General features: G+C 38.0%; 15 protein-coding genes. 2 read left to right on the forward strand and 13 right to left on the reverse strand.

Annotation, left to right across the window (positions count from 1 at the left end; genetic code table 11):
* Positions 1–5 precede the first annotated feature (5 nt).
* On the reverse strand, positions 6–1,343 hold the full coding sequence (locus QNI22_RS09405; RefSeq protein ID WP_314510399.1) for a glycoside hydrolase family 140 protein: 1,338 nt from the start codon (positions 1,341–1,343) through the stop codon (positions 6–8).
* Between the two features lie 24 nt (positions 1,344–1,367).
* Positions 1,368–2,132 (reverse strand): alpha/beta fold hydrolase, encoded by a 765-nt coding sequence (locus QNI22_RS09410; RefSeq protein WP_314510400.1) that lies wholly within the window; start codon positions 2,130–2,132, stop codon positions 1,368–1,370.
* A 576-nt stretch (positions 2,133–2,708) separates the two neighbouring features.
* Between QNI22_RS09410 and QNI22_RS09415 the strand changes: the two genes are divergently transcribed.
* Together QNI22_RS09415 and QNI22_RS09420 are read left to right on the forward strand one after the other, a co-directional pair.
* Positions 2,709–6,134, forward strand: coding sequence for a TonB-dependent receptor (locus tag QNI22_RS09415; protein WP_314510401.1), 3,426 nt, complete (start codon positions 2,709–2,711; stop codon positions 6,132–6,134).
* Positions 6,135–6,291: 157 nt separating this feature from the next.
* A complete protein-coding gene (locus QNI22_RS09420; RefSeq protein WP_314510402.1) occupies positions 6,292–7,074 on the forward strand; it encodes an alpha/beta fold hydrolase in 783 nt (260 codons plus the stop codon).
* 9 nt (positions 7,075–7,083) lie between these two features.
* On the opposite strand, the gene QNI22_RS09425 is transcribed toward QNI22_RS09420, so the two are convergent.
* The 11 genes from QNI22_RS09425 to QNI22_RS09475 form a co-directional block, all read right to left on the reverse strand.
* Entirely contained in the window at positions 7,084–7,338 is a 255-nt protein-coding gene (locus QNI22_RS09425) for a hypothetical protein (protein ID WP_314510403.1), read from the reverse strand.
* A gap of 101 nt (positions 7,339–7,439) precedes the next feature.
* Complete coding sequence (locus tag QNI22_RS09430; RefSeq protein WP_313975389.1) at positions 7,440–8,519, reverse strand: iron-containing alcohol dehydrogenase family protein; 1,080 nt, start codon at positions 8,517–8,519, stop codon at positions 7,440–7,442.
* 198 nt (positions 8,520–8,717) lie between these two features.
* A complete protein-coding gene (locus QNI22_RS09435) occupies positions 8,718–10,010 on the reverse strand; it encodes an erythromycin esterase family protein (RefSeq protein ID WP_314510405.1) in 1,293 nt (430 codons plus the stop codon).
* A gap of 616 nt (positions 10,011–10,626) precedes the next feature.
* Positions 10,627–11,505, reverse strand: a complete 879-nt coding sequence (locus QNI22_RS09440; protein ID WP_314510406.1) for a class I SAM-dependent methyltransferase — start codon at positions 11,503–11,505, stop codon at positions 10,627–10,629.
* Between the two features lie 93 nt (positions 11,506–11,598).
* Positions 11,599–12,861, reverse strand: coding sequence for a hypothetical protein (locus tag QNI22_RS09445; RefSeq protein WP_314510407.1), 1,263 nt, complete (start codon positions 12,859–12,861; stop codon positions 11,599–11,601).
* 756 nt (positions 12,862–13,617) lie between these two features.
* The gene (locus tag QNI22_RS09450; protein WP_313975395.1) at positions 13,618–14,049 is read right to left on the reverse strand and encodes a hypothetical protein; all 432 of its coding nucleotides are present in this window, start codon (positions 14,047–14,049) and stop codon (positions 13,618–13,620) included.
* 832 nt (positions 14,050–14,881) lie between these two features.
* Complete coding sequence (locus QNI22_RS09455; RefSeq protein ID WP_314510408.1) at positions 14,882–15,436, reverse strand: hypothetical protein; 555 nt, start codon at positions 15,434–15,436, stop codon at positions 14,882–14,884.
* Positions 15,437–15,575: 139 nt separating this feature from the next.
* Positions 15,576–16,250, reverse strand: a complete 675-nt coding sequence (locus QNI22_RS09460) for an RluA family pseudouridine synthase (RefSeq protein ID WP_314510409.1) — start codon at positions 16,248–16,250, stop codon at positions 15,576–15,578.
* A gap of 32 nt (positions 16,251–16,282) precedes the next feature.
* The gene (locus QNI22_RS09465; RefSeq protein ID WP_314510410.1) at positions 16,283–16,936 is read right to left on the reverse strand and encodes a hypothetical protein; all 654 of its coding nucleotides are present in this window, start codon (positions 16,934–16,936) and stop codon (positions 16,283–16,285) included.
* 54 nt (positions 16,937–16,990) lie between these two features.
* A complete protein-coding gene (locus tag QNI22_RS09470; RefSeq protein WP_314510411.1) occupies positions 16,991–17,647 on the reverse strand; it encodes a hypothetical protein in 657 nt (218 codons plus the stop codon).
* Between the two features lie 121 nt (positions 17,648–17,768).
* Positions 17,769–18,989 (reverse strand): DegT/DnrJ/EryC1/StrS family aminotransferase, encoded by a 1,221-nt coding sequence (locus QNI22_RS09475; protein ID WP_313975405.1) that lies wholly within the window; start codon positions 18,987–18,989, stop codon positions 17,769–17,771.
* Positions 18,990–19,017: the final 28 nt, after the last annotated feature.

The raw sequence follows: 19,017 nt of genomic DNA on the forward strand, positions 1-19,017 counted from the left end.
GGAATTTATTTCTTTTTAACATTCTCATCTACCCTCAGCACCAACACCCAGTCATTTTTATCAGGAGATTCGAACAACATTTTGTAGCCAATAGGATATGGGTCAGAACCTCGTTTTTCTCCTGTACGTGGGTTATACCAGCTTGGAATCAGTAAGCGGCCATCCAGCATACCCGTATTTACTGTGATTCCCCGTGCAGAAGGCACATAAATAACAGCTACTTTATGGTCTCTGGTAATAGCCGCAGTAGCAAAATCATTGGTGGCGTATTTTTCATTGCCTTTGGCAATCAGTGCTCCAGCAATATCAGGTTCCAGAGCTGTCCAGTCAAATGTCTGAAATAACTCTGTCAGATGTTTTAATGACTTAGCTCCCGGCAAATCCAGATACGATTTCCAGCTGGCATCTACCTTCCAGAATGGAGAACCGTAGGAATGCCCACCAGCACCTGATAACATAGCCCAGTATGCCTGTTTACGAACTTGCAGATCCGATCCCATTGCGCCATGTTCTCCTTCATAGGTAGACTCACCCAGTACAAAAGGCCGTACCGGACTCTTTCTGTACTCGTTGTACCCTACCTCATATACATCAGGCTGTACTTTGTTCCATGCCTTGGTAAATCCTCTGAAATAGGTATATGTCATACATATGTCCAGCCAGCTTTCGTTGGCAGGCCATACATCAGTGCTGGAATGGGAGGCTGCCGCATGGTATGTAATCAAATGTTGAGGGTCGGCCTGTTTCAGGCCACGTGCCATTTGTCGCACTTCCTCCAGATTATCATACGGATCATTATCTCCACCAATGATCCAGAGTATATTGTTAAACTTTTTATAGCGATTACCTACAAACTGCCCCAACAGATATGACTTCTCTTTCCCATTCTTCTGCATATACTTTTGTGGACTTGTAGCCCATCCATCATTACAGCAACTATACCAGAGTGGTGCAATTGCCAGCATCATATTCAGAGAGTCTGCCATGCTGACAATCCGATCTACATGTTTGAAATAGGCTTCATTGGGCTTTACAAAATCGTAATCCACAAAGGGTTCCTGTCCCTGCTTGTTTTTATCGCCTGGAATAGAGGTCAGCATCACATGTATTGTATTGAAACCCTGCTCTTTTCGCTTTAGCAAATATTCTCTGGCTTCAGTCTCAGTCAACCCCATAAAAAGCCGCCATCCGGAATCTGAAACATAGAGAAACGGATTGTTATTCTGATCTACCAGATGCCTTTTGTTAGGACTGATTTTCAGTGGAAATACTACTTTAGTTTGAGCAATAGAAAAGCTACATGCAAGCCATATAGCAAAAAAAACAGGCAGTATTTTGCGCATAGGTGTCGTTAGTTAGATAGAAACTTAACGTATAAAATCCTGTACCAGGGTAAGCAATTCTTCAGGTTTCTCTGCATGAACCCAATGTCCTGCCCCTGCTACTGTTTCCAAACGCGCATTGGGAAAATGTTTTAAGATCAAATCCATATCACCGTCCTTAATATAATGAGAAAGCCCACCACGAATAAATAAAAACGGTCGTTCTGAATAAAAATGTTCAGGTAGTCCTTCCCCTACATTTTCTATCTCCTGATTCAATATATTCAGATTAAAACGCCAGCCAAAACCTCCTTCATCTTTTCTATATAGGTTTTTCAGCAAAAATTGTCGTACATCCATCTCTGGTATAGAACGCGCCAATACCTCATCTGCCTGAGTACGACTTTGTAAACTCTGTAAATCAATACTTTGCAAAGCGTCGAGTATAGAACGATGGTGTACAGGATAATATTTTGGAGCAATATCCACTATCACCATTTTATCAAATAATTCGGGCTGAAAACGACCAGCAAAATACATAGCTACTTTCCCTCCCATCGAATGTCCGATGATATGAGGATTTTCGATAGAATGTTCTTCCATAAACTTACGCAAATCCTGACTCATGGCCTCATAATCAAATTCATCTGAATGAGGTGAACGTCCATGGTTGCGCAAATCCAGCAGGTAGACTTTATAGTTTTGAGAAAGAACCTTTGATAGTCCCATCCAGTTATCCATTAGCCCAAAAATGCCATGCATGATGATGAGAGGTTTTCCTTCTCCCAATACTTTGTAGTTTAATTGCATGAAAAATAAATATAGAGATTATGTAAGCAAAAAATAGTTAAATTTCTTTTCTTATTTTTGATATAGAAGGTAAAATTCAGGATGTTAGTTATACAACAACATATATCTATTTTTTCTATCCTGTTTTTACTCTTTACTGCCTCATTATTTTTTGTATAAACTGAGGCTGACATATAAAAAATTAAATTTTTTGGTTTCAGAAAATAAGCATATTTTTGAACAAACATTATACTTATACGTCTTTCTGCCTCTAAAAAAGTCTTCTTTTATATAAAACCAGCTCAAATTTATAAAAAATACCCTTCAATTTACTAGGCAAGGGTTAAAGACAACGGATTTCTCAAATTCATTTTATCTAAGTATTAATAAAAATAATACAAATTCCAGACAATTCAATTAACAATTAATTAATATTAATCATTATCGAAAGATAATTGCAGGAAGTAGTTTTGCAAGGTAAAAGGGGTGTAAGGTTTCACTACTCTTACCTGTAAAATCCAACTATCAAAGACAAATTGTTTCACACCTTTTCTCATCATCTAAATCCAATTTCTTCATTTATCTTAAACCTTAATTATGCTTAAAAGATTACTCACGCTTTCCATCCTGTTCTTAGCTTTATTAGCTGGAAAGGAAGTTGTAGCACAGGGAGTTACTACAGCAGCTATCAGCGGTATCATTACAGATGCTAAAGGAGAAGCCTTACCTGGAGCTACTGTAATTGCTGTGCATACTCCTTCAGGTACACAGTATTCATCACTTACTCGTCCTGATGGTCGTTATAACTTTCCAAATGTTCGTATTGGCGGTCCTTACACAATCACAATAACTTTTGTAGGTTACAAAGAGCAGAAAGTAGAAGGTATTAACCTATCTATTGGACAGAATTTCAATTTTAGTCCTAAAATGTCTGATCAGGGAGTAGAACTGTCTGAAATTGTCGTTTCATCCACTCGCAACCCTGTATTGAATTCAGACCGCACAGGAGCTGCTACTAATATCTCTCGTGAAACAATTCAGGCATTACCTACCTTAAACCGTAGCTTCAACGATTATGTGCGTTTAACACCTCAAGCAGGTGCAAATAGCAGCTTTGCAGGAAGAAATGGTGGTTACAATAATATCACTATTGATGGTGCATTATTTAACAATGCGTTTGGTTTGTCAGGTACTGTAGGTGGTCAAACCAATGCACAACCTATCAGTTTGGATGCAGTAGATCAGATTGCCGTAAGTATAGCTCCTTATGATGTGCGGGAAGGTAGCTTCACCGGTGCAGGTGTGAATGTTGTTACTCGTAGTGGTACAAATGATTTCTCTGGTTCTGTTTACTATTTCACAAGAAACCAAGGATTCATTGGAAAGAAAGTTTCAGGTACTGAAAACAAGCTGGCAAACTTCAAACTACACAATTATGGTTTCCGCTTGGGTGGGCCAATCATCAAAAACAAATTATTCTTTTTTGTTAATATGGAAAGCGAGAGACGTGATGACCCTCCTACCCCGAACTTTATAGCCACTAGACCAGGTGTAACTGGTAGCAACGTATCATCAGTTACAGCAGCAGAACTAGATGAACTAAGTACATTCTTACAAAGTAAATTTGGTTACAATGCAGGTCCATATGAAAATTATCAGCTAGCTTCCAACAGCGATAAAGCTACTGCAAAAATTGATTGGAATATTACTAACCAGCACAAGTTTAGTATTAAGTATAATTATCTTAAATCTTATCGTGATGTAAACCCTAGCAATAGTGGTGCTATCACCAGTCGTAGCCCTTCAAACACAGGTCTGCCATTCTTAGGAGCATTTTACAGAATCAACAACAACTTAAATTCTGTGATTGCTGAATTGAATAGTTCTTTTGGTACTAAGTTTTCTAACAAGTTTCAGGTTGGGTATACAGCATTTCGCGATTTTAGAGAAACTCCAACATCAAGTATTATATTCCCAGGTGTAGATATTGGAAATGGAGCGGGTAGCCAATTAACAGCATTTGGATATGAGCCTTTTTCGGCATTCAACGTTCTAAACACAAATGTGTTTCAGATATCAGATAATTTTGACATTTATCTAGGTAAAAATACATTGACAGTAGGAACATATAACGAATTCTATAAATTTGAAAACGGTTTTGCACCAAATTACTACGGAACATATCAGTTTGCTTCTTTACAGGATTTTTATGATAACATAAACGGAGTAACTCGTGAAGATCTGGTAAGTGAGAATAACCCTACAGGCGCTGTTCTGCCAGCTCGCTATCAATTCCGTTATTCAACGTTGCCTAATGGTGCTTTTCCACTGGCAGAAATAAAAGCGCATCAGCTAGGTTTCTATGTACAGGACAAGTATGAAATTAATTCACGGTTGAATATGACTCTTGGGTTGCGTGCAGATATACCAACAATTAGTTCACCAATTGCACGTAACGAACAAGCGGCTGGTTATAATTTCCGCGATGGGCAAAAGATCTTCACAGATCAAGTACAAAAAACACAATTACTTTGGTCTCCTCGCTTTGGATTCAACTGGGATGTAAAAGGTGATCGTACTACACAAGTTCGTGGGGGAACAGGAATCTTTACAGGACGTGTGCCTTATGTATGGATTTCTAATCAAGCTAGTAACAATGGCGTTCTGTTTGGCAGTATAGACTTATTAGCTTCTAGTGGCGGTTTTACTACTAAAGATTCAGAAGGCAATGTATCTCTTCGTCCTGAATATAAATTCAGTCCTAATGTTGATGCCAATAGACCTACAAACGCAACAGCCAGCTCTACCTATAACTTAGCTGTTACAGATAAAAGCTTTAAGTTTCCGCAAGTTTGGCGTAGCAATTTGGCAATAGATCAACAACTGCCATGGGGCATTGTAGGAACATTGGAAGCAGCCTATACGAAAGATCTGAATGCCGTTTATCATCAGAACATTAACCTGCCTAATGCCACCTCAACAGCTGCTGGTGTAGATGGAACAGGTGCTGATAAGCGACCTGTCTTTTATAACAGAACTGTTAATTCCACAACTGGAGCAGTAAGTTATCCCGCTACTAATCGCATCAACAGCAATATCACAGATGCTATTTTGATGAAGAACACAAACAAGGGCTATAGCTACTTTATCACTGCTCAATTACAGAAAAGCTTCACAAAGAATTTCTATGCTAGTGCAGCTTATACTTACTCTGATGCAAAATCTGTTAATGATGGTGGTTCTATTGCTCAGTCTATATGGCGTGATCGTTATGTCTCAGGTGATCCTAATGCAAACGTATTAGCAAATACACAATATCTGCAAAAACATAGAATTGTGTTATCGGCTTCTTATGCTAAAGAATATGCAGGGTTTATGAAAACAACTCTTTCGCTATTTTATGAAGCAGGACCTAGTGGATATTTCTCATACATCTATACTGGGGATATGAATGGAGATAGTCAAACTAATGATTTGATATATATTCCTCGTGATCAAAGTGAAATTGTATTACGTGATCTATATCTTACTAGAAACAGCAATGGTGTTATCACAGGTACAAGTACAACAAAACCCTCTGGCGCTACAGCACCTGATTATACTGCGGCACAACAATGGGCTGATTTAGATGCTTATATTAAACAAGATAAATACTTAAGCAGCCGTCGTGGTCAATACGCAGAACGTAATGGTGCTATGTTGCCTTGGAGAGGCCAATTGGATATTCGCTTGTTACAAGACTTCTTTATCAAAACAGGGACAAAACGTAACACACTACAATTTAGCTTAGATATATTCAACTTTGGAAATATGATCAATTCTAATTGGGGTGTATACCAATCTGCAAACCGGGCGTCTCTGCTTAGCTATTCAAGATATAATACAACTACAGGGCTACCTGAGTTTACATATCCATATCTGAATGCTGCTAGCCAAACTAGGTTAACCAAAACTTTCCAGGATTCATTTGGAGTAGCTTCCCGCTGGCAAATGCAATTTGGTGTAAGATATATCTTCAACTAGCCTGTAAAAATATATACTTTCAAAAGAAAAGGCTCTGAAGATTCAGAGCCTTTTCTTTTTTAGAGTTTAGGTAAATGAAGCTATCATAGGTAGAACAAGTTCTCTGTTTTATTCTTTTATATTAATTCACTATCTTTCCTATCTGATTCCAGCCTCTATGCTTTACTCTAAACAGTTCATTAAAAACGCCGCTGCTGAATGGGTCGTATTTATTCATGGTGCGGGAGGAAGTTCCTCTATCTGGTTCAAACAACTACGGGAATTCCGTCAGCATTTTAATGTATTACTGATTGATCTGAGAGGACATGGAAAATCCAAAAACCTGCTGCAGGAACACCTTCGGAAAACGTACACCTTTACAGATGTTACAAAGGATGTATTGGAAGTATTGGACTATAGGCACATCAAAGCAGCTCACTTTATAGGAATATCTCTGGGCTGCGTCATTATCCGAACACTCGGAGAGTTACAGCCTGAACGTATCAAGTCAATGATTCTGGGTGGAGCCATTACACGGCTTACCATACGATCAAAAGTACTCATGCATGCAGGCAATGTGCTGAAGCGGATTATGCCTTATATGTGGCTATATAAGTTACTGGCTTGGATTATTATGCCTAAAAAACGACACAAGCAATCCCGGCTATTATTTATTGAGGAAGCTAAACGCCTGGCACGAAAAGAATTTCTCCGCTGGACACGCCTTACAGGAGAAATCAATCCATTGCTCAGATACTTTCATGAAAAAGAGATTTTCATTCCAACGCTTTATCTGATGGGGGAAGAAGACTATATGTTTCTGGCTCCGGTACGGGCTATTGTCAAACAACACCGATCTGCCATACTGAAAGTAGTTTCCAACTCAGGTCATGTAGTCAATGTAGACCAGCCTGATATTTTCAATCAGCTTTCTATACAGTTCATCCAGAAACATAGCTAAACCAGCAGCTTATTCTTCATACCGAAGATGCCCCTGTACTATCTTTAGAACAACAACGGCCTTTTCCTTTCTAAAGACTTCCTGAATATGTAAAGGTAAAAGCTCTTTCATCACAAAGTCATACTCCCCAAAGATTTGTGTACTCAGACCATTGGTCTCAACAACCACTTCAGGATGCCTTCTTAATTTCTCAATAAAAGCAAGCACAGAGCTTTCATATTGCTCATGTAATGGATATAGACTAATCTCTACGGTTACTTTCATAATGCTAGTTGTCAATAAAAAAGGAGCAAGAACGATAGTAGCGAAACTACAATCATTTTCTTGCTCCTCCATGATATTATTGAAAAAACAACAAGAATCGCTTACATCATGCGATACCAGTTCATAATTTTCTCCTTAGTTAATACATTGCGCCAGTCTGGACCATAGGCATGTATCCACATGTGTTCTAATGCGATAGCTACATCTGCCATTTTAGAAATCTCTTCCTCAGTCCAGGTAGCAGCCAGATTTTTAGGCAGCGTTACTTTGTGTAAAGCCAGCATCTGACGGAATTCATTTACGTAATCACCGTATACTTCGTCCAGTACATCAAAAGCAATACAATTCGCAATACCATGACGATAGCCAAATACAAACGATAGACCGTAAGACAAAGCATGGCAAGCACCTACTTCAGAATAGGTAAGGCTCAATCCCCCCATGTACGAAGCAATCATTAGTTTTTCATCTGCTTCCAGACGAGAAATATCTTCCCGTAAAAATACTTCCTGACACAAAGTCAACGCCTTCTCGCCAAACGCAGTACTAAATGCATTGTTTTTTGTACCTGTCAGTGACTCTACACAGTGGATATAGGAATCCATACCTGTATAAAAACGTTGATCAATAGGAGCATCTGCTACTACTTCCGGGTCCAGGATGATCTGGTCAAAAATGGTATAATCACACTTGATACCCAACTTCTTTACAGGACCTGTCAATACAGCTGTCATCGATACCTCAGCACCTGTACCTGCCAGTGTAGGTACACCTACTTTGTAAATTCCTCTGTTTTTAATCAGATTCAGTCCCTGATACTGTGTAGCAGGTCCGGGATTGGTCAACAACATAGATACGGCTTTTACAATATCCATTGTACTTCCACCACCAATACCAATCAAACCAGCAGGTAATTTGCCAAATCCATGAATTTTAGCAGTCAATGCATCTACCTGTTCTGTGGTAGGTTCTTTGTCTACGTTTACCCAAATCAGTTTGTCCTGATCTTCGAGTACAGGAATGCGTTGTGCAAATGCTTTGTTCTCAAATACATCATCTACTACAAACACAAAATAGTCATCTGCACTCTGTTTCTTTGCATCTATAATTTCACGCAACTGGTTAAAGCTTCCATTGCCGAATACGCATTTTTCGACACTCTTAAAGTTTTTGTAATTCATATCCTTAAATAAAAAAGAAAATCAATAAAAGGAATTGTATAGGGACGCAAAGGTAGACTGATTTATAGATTATTCATACATAAAAATAGGGAATAATACTACCTCAGGCAGGTATAATAACCCCAGTTCTGTTTGTTCTTCCCTTTATTCAATCCTATTCACAGTTTACAGAAAGGAAATAACTAAAAACAGTTTATGTCAATTCAAGTAAAAGCTTTTATTACCAGATGTTTTCTCAATATGAATGATATAATCAAAATCCTCAATAGCATCACCTGTAACATACTGGTCATTGGGTATACCAAATGGCAGCAATCTGTATTTCTTTGGTCTTGCGCCCGGCTTTATCAAACCAGCGATACGTGCAGTTTGTATTAGAAAAACAGGCTTTCGGGTAAGCGAAAAGTAGTACTCAAATGAAGTCTGATCTGGAGATGTGAGAAGATTATCAGCTGAAATCTTTCCAATCGATGGCTTAAAAGCTGTAACAGTACCTGATGAAGTGGTTTGCCCGATGACTTTGTAGTCATTTTTGAGGTTCCGTTTCAAAAAATATCCCATTGATTTTGAGTAGACACTTGTCGTTTTCTGAACATGTGCATTGTGTGCCAGAATAATCATCTTCGAATTATTGGTGACCTGGTTGAGCACATTTACGGCCATTAAAGAATCTCTTAGCTCTGACATTATACTCATTTCATAGTTGGTTACAGAAGGATCATTCAACAATAGAAATTGCCGATAATTAGTTTGATAATCACGAATAGATAAACCATTTTTTGTTGAGGTAAATACATCTGAAAGAACAGGTTGACTGATATATTTTAAGGAGTCAAAATCCTCTCTGGAAAAATTATGAGAATATACCTGATTATTCAATAAAGTATAATCGGATAATAATTTGCTGATCGACTCGACAGGAATAGATTCATCCTCTTTGGCAAACTCTCTGATTTTCTCCAAAGATTTAAATGGACTTTGGATATCGAATCCAAAGAAAGAAATCTTGTTTTTTCTATTCTTATTTATTTCTTTGACTTGACTAACCAGATCAACAAACTCAGCACATTCATAGTTATAAAGTCTAAAACTTTTCAGAATACTTTTCAGATCTCCCCGATCCTCTAACAAATAACTATTCAAATCTTCGACTTCTGCCATAGGTGCCTCCAGGCCAATCTTTGCGAATTGTGGGTCTAAGGAGAATAGTTTGATTAGCTTTTTCCGGACTTCAAAAAATTCGCTTGTCCCATGCGACTGTTCACCAATTGCAATGACCTTACTATCCAGGCTGGTAAAAACAGCTTGCATTTTCTTTAGATCATCCTGAGGCTCGTTGCCAAGAAGTGTTGGTACACTAACCAGATTTGCATTCAGGATGGCAACCAATTGGTTGTCCAAATTCCGAAAAGAGGTAAGCAACAGTAGTACACAAGTGGCTGTGAGTGACCATCTCCACTTAGCATTGTTTTTATCAGGTGTTAAGTTCATAAATAACATTCAGGTTGTGACTGTGTTATGATAAAAATCAAATCAATATAAATATATTTCTATATTTCCCACAATTAATAGAGTAGTTAAACGCTTTGTAGTAACTAGTTATTAGAATTTAGTCCATTTGAATAAATAATTCATTATTGGCAGATTAGCAATGAAGCAGGCACAGAAATATCTTTCATTTTTTGTTCTGTTGAAAGACTCTCTCTTCCTGTCCTACTGTAATAATCATGCTCCTCTCCCTGTCCTTCTGAAAGAAACTTGTGACAAATAGAATGGCGCTTGGTTTTTGAGAGAAAATATATTCTCCAGTCAGAAATGCCGCCGGTCTTGTCACGAGGTCCTTTCAGGAGGACAAAAAGGGAACGGATACAAAAGAAGGTTGATTCTTTCAGGAAGACAGGCGACAAGAGTGTTCTGTAGGAATATCAAAAAGATAAAAGGGAGAAAAAAGCGGACATCTCTTACGTTGGCATTATTGAAAGAGTGTTCAAACCAGCATCTTGGCATTAGAGCCACAATTGCCTCTTACAGAAAATACAAGAGAAACATTAAAAGGGAAGATTTCCCCTTCTATTGGCATTGCCTCCAGAAGGGGGAAAGAAAATGTTTATTTAGTCAGATATAATGTAAATAAACTTGAATACAACAAGGTATCCGGGTCATCCAGGAAAGCCATGTATTTGGCTTTTAGCTGTTGTGCAGCTTCTTCACTACCCAAAGCTTCAGCAGCCTGTGGCATAAAAATATCAAACTTCATTTCCCATAACCAGCGATTATAATCATCAATCTTGCCAGGGAATAAGTGATATGCCCGCACATCCATTTTGTCTAACACTAATCCAGCCTGACGGGAATAAGCAAACAGTTTACGTCCAATGTACGGATCAAAGCCAGTCTTCTTATTCAGGTAATCAAACACCTGTTCCATTTCAGGCACACTGAATGGATATTGGAACAATAGCTGACCATCCAGATCCTGTAATACTACTTTACCTCCTGGACGAATGATCCGCTTCAGTTCACGAATAGCGGCAACTGGTTCTTTCAGGTATTCAAGCAGAAAGCGGGTATATACCACATCTACCGAGTCTGATTCCAGTGGAATTTCATAAATAGATCCTTCACGGAAAGAAATATTGGTAAGTGCATTTCCTTCTTCTGTAAAGCATTTCAGCTGTGCCTGTTCCAAACGGGCAGCACTGACATCTACGCCTAGAAACTGCTTTTCAGGAAATTTCGCTGCCAATGCAGAAATAATAGCACCAGCCCCACAACCCAAATCTGCAATAGTTTGTGCACCTTCTATCAATACAGGTGACAGAAAAGTAGAAATAAACTCATCCGGATTTACTTTAGCATCCAGGCGTTTTGCTTCGCGAGGATCATCCATCAGATAACGGGAACGACTATAAGCCTCAGAGGAGTTTACAGTGGAATTCTGTTTCGTAGCAGAATTCGTAGAAAGAGATTGAATAAGTTCAGACATGAATAACTAATAGTAAAATATAGAAAATATGTGTGCTTCTTACTAAAGGCTAAGTAACTTTAGATTTATCAACAGATGTATCAGCTGAAAAGCTTATGCAGCTTCAACACTCATCGTATCAGACTGATTGACAGAATAATTCAGAGATTTCTCGTACTCCTGCATCAGATACGTAATCCAGTTTATAAAATTGGCCCGGTTACAAATCATCAGATTATATTGTCTCTGAAATACCAGTCCAGGCACTGACATTTGTTCCGCCTGTGAAGATTTAATCAAAAGAGGTACTACATCCAGTTCACAATCTGCATAGGCTTCTTTGCTGGCCTGAATAAGGATACTCAGAGCTTCGGATAATTCTGTAGGAGACAACAGGCTATTGCCAATAAATTCAGCAGCATTTTCAATTTGCGAAAAGTGCAGACCTACAGACCCTCGGTTAATAACCAACGCACCAGCTAAAAGACCAGAGTCTTTGGCATAACATAACAAAATTGCCCGGCGACGAGTAAGCCCTTGCTTTTGGTAATGACTGTCTAGTTTTTCAAGAGTCATATCCTGGCCTTCCAGATCCAATGCCTGAGTATACAACTGTCCTCTTTCAGCCTGCAAAAGATCAGAGAAAGCAGCATGATCCGCTTGCTGAAGAGATTGGATTTGCCAACGTCCTATACTTTTAGTGTCAACAGGAGAAGTCGTATTTGTATCTTTATCATGTATACCCTTGTTAAGCCATTTCTCTACCAAAGGTTTTATAATCTTCTTAGCACCAGCAGCAGAAGATTCATACCCAGGTATGGTAGAACCGTTGACATATACTAATTGACTGTCAAGCTCTTTTATTAGATTATAGGTAGTATGTGAACTCTGCCCTTTTGTTGTATCTGTGCTGTTACGTTGAAAGGCATAAAAGTGAAAAGGCTCAATCAATACTCCTTCATCTACGCGTCTTTCATACAAATGTGTAAACATGCGATGTGCAAAACGCGTCTTTGGCTGATAATATGTTAATATCGCCTGTACTGGCTCCTGCTCAATTGCAGCCAGCTTTAAAATGTGGTAGAAAAAGATCTCACGGGTTTTTACGGGTTGATTGGATACCAGATGCAGAATGATCATGGAAGAAGGCGAATACTTCCAGGCTGCAATAGAAGCAAACATTTGCTCGGTTCCATCATAGAAAGTAAGTGTACGATACATTGAATCAGGGAGACCAAACGCACGCTGTAGATTTTGTTTGATAGATCCCAGTACTGGAATAAGTTTCTCCTTTTTGGCAGGATACAAAAAGTTATTCCGCTCCATTAAATCAAGCAGTTGCTCAATTTCCATGGCATTTACCCGAATTCGGTTCATACTCAGATTATTGGATAAACTGTAAAACAGAAGATAAACTACTATTAGATGGCCATTAGGAATGGTTTAGCGCTGTAAGCTTTTTTATCAAAAAATCAACCTGTTTATCTTATTATATTTCCACAAATACCACCAACAATCAGCATTTATGTAAATCTATAAAATACATATAATCAAATCAATACCCAAAATGTAACTTATATATAGAATACTATTTTACAATTGCCAATTACTTGAAAATCAAATACAGAATCATCCAATCATGCAATAAAAAATATTTCTATCACATGAAACAATACCTAATAACTATAAAAGAGACTTTCAAACATATAATTACAAAAACAAGTAACATCAATTTAACACTACTGATTGTCCATAATTCATCGGCTTCTGCACAAAAGTTACAATAGCATACCATTCTGAGTAGAAACAATCAGATAGACCTTTTACGAGAAAGTAAATGTGATTTAAACAGGAAGATCCTTATCAGATAACAACCCAAAAGAGACAGAGCAGTAACCAATTCCAGCTCCTTCCAAGTCAGGAAACTGGCATCACCCCTTCATACATTCACAGAGGATGTTTGTTTGTAGAATATTGCTATAAACTCCGGTTCAGAGTATTACAGTTTCAGATGACTATGTATAGAGTAAAATTCCTATGTATGGATTTAAGTGGTGCTTTTCAATGTATACTACTATAGAAGACACATTGAAAAGCACTAAGACTATTTTCTTTGCTATGTTCGTATTGGTATTATCTTACAGTTACTCCTTCAAGAAGCCAGTCTGTAGCCTTATTCATCTCTCCAAAAATCCGGTAACCTAAACCAAGTCTCTTGAACTCCGGATTCTCTTTCAGTTGCTCTACAGAAAGCTGAGTAAAATAACTGCTACTCATCAATACACCTGCTTTTTTAAGACCTACTTTTAATGCTGCAGGAACCCAATACGAAATAAACCATTGATTAACTTCTGTAAAAGGTCCTGTAAAGTTTACTACGTCTTCTACCAGTCCAGTCACATTATTTTCCTTTATTACAGACAATGCTTTTTCATGAGCTTCTTTAATCAGATCAGCCTTAACAAATCCCTTCCACTCCATAATAAGTACGTTATCTTTCCGCAAAAGAAATTTAACAAAAGGTATATCAAAACCTTCTTTTTTTAGTGCAGCGATTTCTTTCATTATTGAATACTGTTTTTAAGATGAATAAAACAACATTCAAAAATAAAGAAGAGTCAATTCTTCTATCGATTGAAAAAAGCTAAAATATTACCGTGTGATGTTGTTACTCTTTATTTATACAAAAAGGTTAAATACAAAAAATTCAGTAGACGGGTAACAGCAATTTATTTATATTATAGTAAAAACAAATAACTAAAAAAGCTACCTTATCTCTATTTGAGGCAAACACTACTAAAACCAACTACATTAAAGCTCGTAAAAATCTAAAAAAAATCTACATAAAACACACTTCTATATATCAATACACACTAACTAAATTCACAAAAAAGCAGCATTAATACACAATAAAACAAATATATAAATAATAAAATTTCTATTAACACACATTATATATTATTAAACCAATACAATTGTCAAACTTTTTTTCTTCTACAGAGACCCTTTCTTTATTTTTACCATTACAAAATTAAAAAACCAGCAAATAAGCTAATAACCAACATTTAATACATAAAAACTCTTCTTTCGGTTTCTAATCAGTAATACTATTTCTTAATAAACCACCTCTTATTTAATACAAAACGACTAATCCATTAAAACAGTTAATGTAAGTTTCAAAAATATTTCTCATTTTTTACATGTTATATAATATGACATATATTCAAACAAGCAATTCCTACCATTACTACTCATAAAATCTTAAAAACCAACACACGAAAATCATCGTACATGCAGGAATGTAAATACAAAAGTGCCCTGATACATAGTCACGCTCGCCTGGTTGGGTTTGCATCATGACTATATTTCAGGGCACTTCCAAGCTATATATATTGACTTAGCTCTTTTTTACATCCTTTATCTTTTTCAGATCCTTAAGCCGCAATGTACCGCCCGGATGGGTAAAGCTAACACTTTGGCTACTATTATCTTGCGATTGCTGTACACCGGTTAGCTGATATCCTGTTGTATCATATTTTGCTTTTTTTCCATTGTCATCAATTTCAAGTACATTTTCAGAAGCATAGTAGGCATAGTGAAGGCCATTCTGACTCCCTTGAAACGAAGCACTCCTGGTTGGGGTAGCTTTTGTTGTAGATTTATCAGCAGTAGCTCTGTGATGATCCGGTAGGATCTGAGTTTCAGCATGAGCATCTGAATTTCTTATCCACACAGCTAGTTCTGTACAAATCTGATTTACCTTATCTTTGAGACTAGAGTTAAACATATCTCCAATCATCACCATTCCGGATTGCCATTGCCCCATACCTCCCAGTTCCGGAATATTAAACTGTACCTGTGTTCCACCTGAAAGCCGTAAGCCATATAAGAGAACCTTAACCGTCTCTTCACTAACATGATACTTAGCGGCAATTTCTTTGCTGTTGTCCATAATTGTTTTTAGTTACCTGTGTTGTAAATGCATGCGTTATTTTACAGCATACAATATACATTTATATATATAAAATATTGTACCTCAATGCAATCTATACAACACTTATACGTAATAGCTCTGTAAAAGATTAGTATCGCTACTTCATACCATACTTATGCCATAATTCAGGCATAGGAGCTTCCAGTATAATCTCCTCTTTCTGTACTGGATGGATAAATTTGGTATAACGGGAATGCAGAAAAATACTGCCGTCCGGGCTGCTACGTGCAAAACCATATTTAAGATCACCTACTATTGGGCATCCTATAGCTGATAGCTGTGCTCTGATCTGATGGTGCCGGCCTGTCATCAAATGAACTTCCAGCAAGCTGTATCTGTCCGAACGTTGAATCAACTTATACTGTAATTCTGCACGCAGACTACCCTTTACTTCCGTTTTATGTGCTTTTGATAAATTGCTTTTTTCACTCCGGGTAATCCAGTGCACCAGCTTTCCTTCTGGTTCAGCAGGCATAGTACCAACTACCGCCCAGTATACCTTCTCAATATCCCGCTGTTTAAACAACTCATTCATACGCACCAGAGCTTTAGACGTTTTGGCAAATATCACCAGTCCACTTACCGGCCTGTCTAGTCGATGCACCACACCTAGAAATACTTCTCCTGACTTAGTATATTTTTCTTTGATGTATTGTTTGATCAGTTGCTCCAATGCAGGATCTCCATTCTTATCAGGCTGCACTAACACACCAGAAGCTTTATTTACGACAATCAGGTGATTGTCTTCGTAGATAACAGTAAAAGGAATCACAACAAAAATTCAGTATAGGTACAGAGAATATTTTATGATAAAGTTCTTCCGGGAACCCGATAGTCTAGTAAATCTACTCCATATACCAAACCCAGCGAATGTCTATCTACCAATGTTAAAAATCTATCAAATTTATAATCATATAAATCCGGAAACTCTTCTTTGTAACGATCTGCCAGCCGGATACTTTTCGCATCCAGCAATAACAATTTTACATCTTCATTAGGAACCCAGTTAACAATCCCCATTGAATAACAAGAAAAGATCGTTGCTCTTTCAATTGTGGTAAAAATATCCTTAGCAACAGAGTTGGCAGGCGTATTAGCATACATGAGCGCAATACCACTCTTCCCAAAAGTAAATTCTGGCTCATAGAAAGCACACTCTTGGAAGATAATAAATTGAAACAAACTGGACCATTCTTCTATCCAGCCACGCTCATCACGAAAAGTAAATACATCTGCAGAGTAGGCATTGTAGCCCGGATACGATTTAAATTCAGTATCAAACTGACTGGCAATAGACGCAATCAAATCTAGTGTCAGCTCAGTCTTCTCATTGATACAAGTTCGTTTATATCCCTCGAACAAATCTGGCCGATCAGTCAGTCCCTTTTTGAGTGAAGGAACAATCTCCCTATAAAACTTATCACTATCAAACGGATGAAGTGTATAAAAAAGTCCCATTTATATTTTTATTGATTCGTATATCTTAGAAACCGTTTGAGTCAATCATATTAATCAGTTTAATTGCCTTTCAAAGATTGTATATTCTTTCAGATCAGCCCCATACAGCAATCCCAGAGAATGTTTATCTGCCAATAGCAACAGATTATAAAAGTCTTCGTCATACAGTTTATGCTCTGAGTCGTCTCCAGGGTTGTTTCTACGTTTTAGATTATCAAAATCTATCAGTAGCAACTTCACATCTTCATTGGTAATCCAGTTAACAATACCTATAGTATAGTACGTATGAATGGTTTCATTGGCGATATCCCCTAGTATACTGTATGCTACGGAACCTTGTGATGTATCAGTAAAGCGTGAGTTTATGCCAAACTTGCCACAATACAGTTCGGGCTTATAATAAGCACATTCATGAAAGACAACAAGCTCAAATAAGGCAGACCATTCATAATACCAGGGATTTTCTTTTTCAAAAGCAGACAGGTCGTTTGAAAAAGGATCATACCCTGGATACGATTTAAACTCAGTGTCAAGACTTGAGGCTACGGACGCAATAATTTCAGTAGTCAGATTAGTATGATGATCAAGCCGTGTCTGTTTATATAGATCAAACAAATCTGGCCGATCTGCAAGACCTCGTTTCAAAGAAGGCACTACAGTTTCAGTAAATTTCTCTTCATCAAAAAGATACAAAGAGTACCAGGTTCCCATGTTAGGTATTGAAGGATTTGTGGTTGAAAAACATTCGATACAAAGACATATACTTATACTAAAATAACAAAGCCTCACGGATTCTGTGAATCTGTGAGGCTTTCGATTATTCAGATTATACTTAAGCTGTTACAGACAATTTTTTAGCAACAGCTTCAAATGCGTTGGAAAGCTTCTGACAACGTTCAGTTAGTTGTTCGTCAGTCCAGCCCACCTTTACCTGCAAGGAGATCAAACGGCTGATCAGATTGTCAGTTTTAGGGATATAGCTACGGATTTTAGACCAATCCTGTGGCTTCTCCTGATGGTGGATAGGCATAGGGTTTACACTGGTCAGACTGATCAGGTGATCCCAGTTTTTGATGTAGTGATAGTTATTGTCAAACCAGTAAGCATAGCTATCCAGGTTTTGTGCTTTAAATTCCTCTACAGCCAGACGGGCAGCAGCTTCATCTGGCATAAAGAAGGACAGGAAGGTAGCAGAATCACCTGCTTCGTCTGTCATCTCACGGAACTGGATGAACGGAAATTTGCTCAGTGTATTAACCAGGGTTGCTTTGTTTTTACGCTGGATTTCGATGAACTGTTTGATCTTACGCATCTGAGCTAGACCTACAGCGGCATTAAACTCACCAATACGGAAGTTGATACCCAGTGCAGGGTGTTTTTCCATACCCCGGTTGTTTCCTATATGGTCGTGTCCGTGATCAGAGAATACGTCTGCGTTTTTATACAGTTGTTCGTCGTTGGTAACCAATACACCACCTTCACCACAGGTAGTGATCTTGAAGAAGTCAAAAGAGTAACAACCCATACGTCCCCACAATCCTGCTGATTTACCTTTATAGCTTGCACCCAATGCCTGCGCTGTATCTTCAATCAGCATGACATTGTTATCCTGACACACTTTCACGATCTCATCCATTTTGGCCATAGCACCACACATTTGTACCAATAGCACAGCTTTGGTCTTAGGTGTAATGCAGGCTTTAATACCTTCTGGTGAAAGGTTTAAGGTTTCGTCAATCTCAGCAAATACAGGGATAGCACCTAACCACAACACAGCTTCAACAGTAGCAATAAAGGTGAAAGGAGGCACAATTACTTCATCATTATAACCCACTCCGCATGCAGCCAGTGCACATACAACGGCAGCACTTCCATTACTTACAGCATGTGCATATTTTGCTCCCACAAAATCAGCCACTGACTTTTCAAAATCACGGGCTTTCCAGTGTCCTTTACGCTCTGCATCATGGTTGTAGCGAAACATTACACCAGTTTCCAGTACATCCATTACTTCGCGGCGTTCTTCTTCGCCAAAAAACTCTATTCCAGGCATAATAAAATCAGTTTTAAAGTTCTTAGTT

It is taken from the genome of Xanthocytophaga agilis, from assembly GCF_030068605.1.
In the GTDB taxonomy this organism is placed as follows: Bacteria; Bacteroidota; Bacteroidia; order Cytophagales; family 172606-1; genus Xanthocytophaga; species Xanthocytophaga agilis.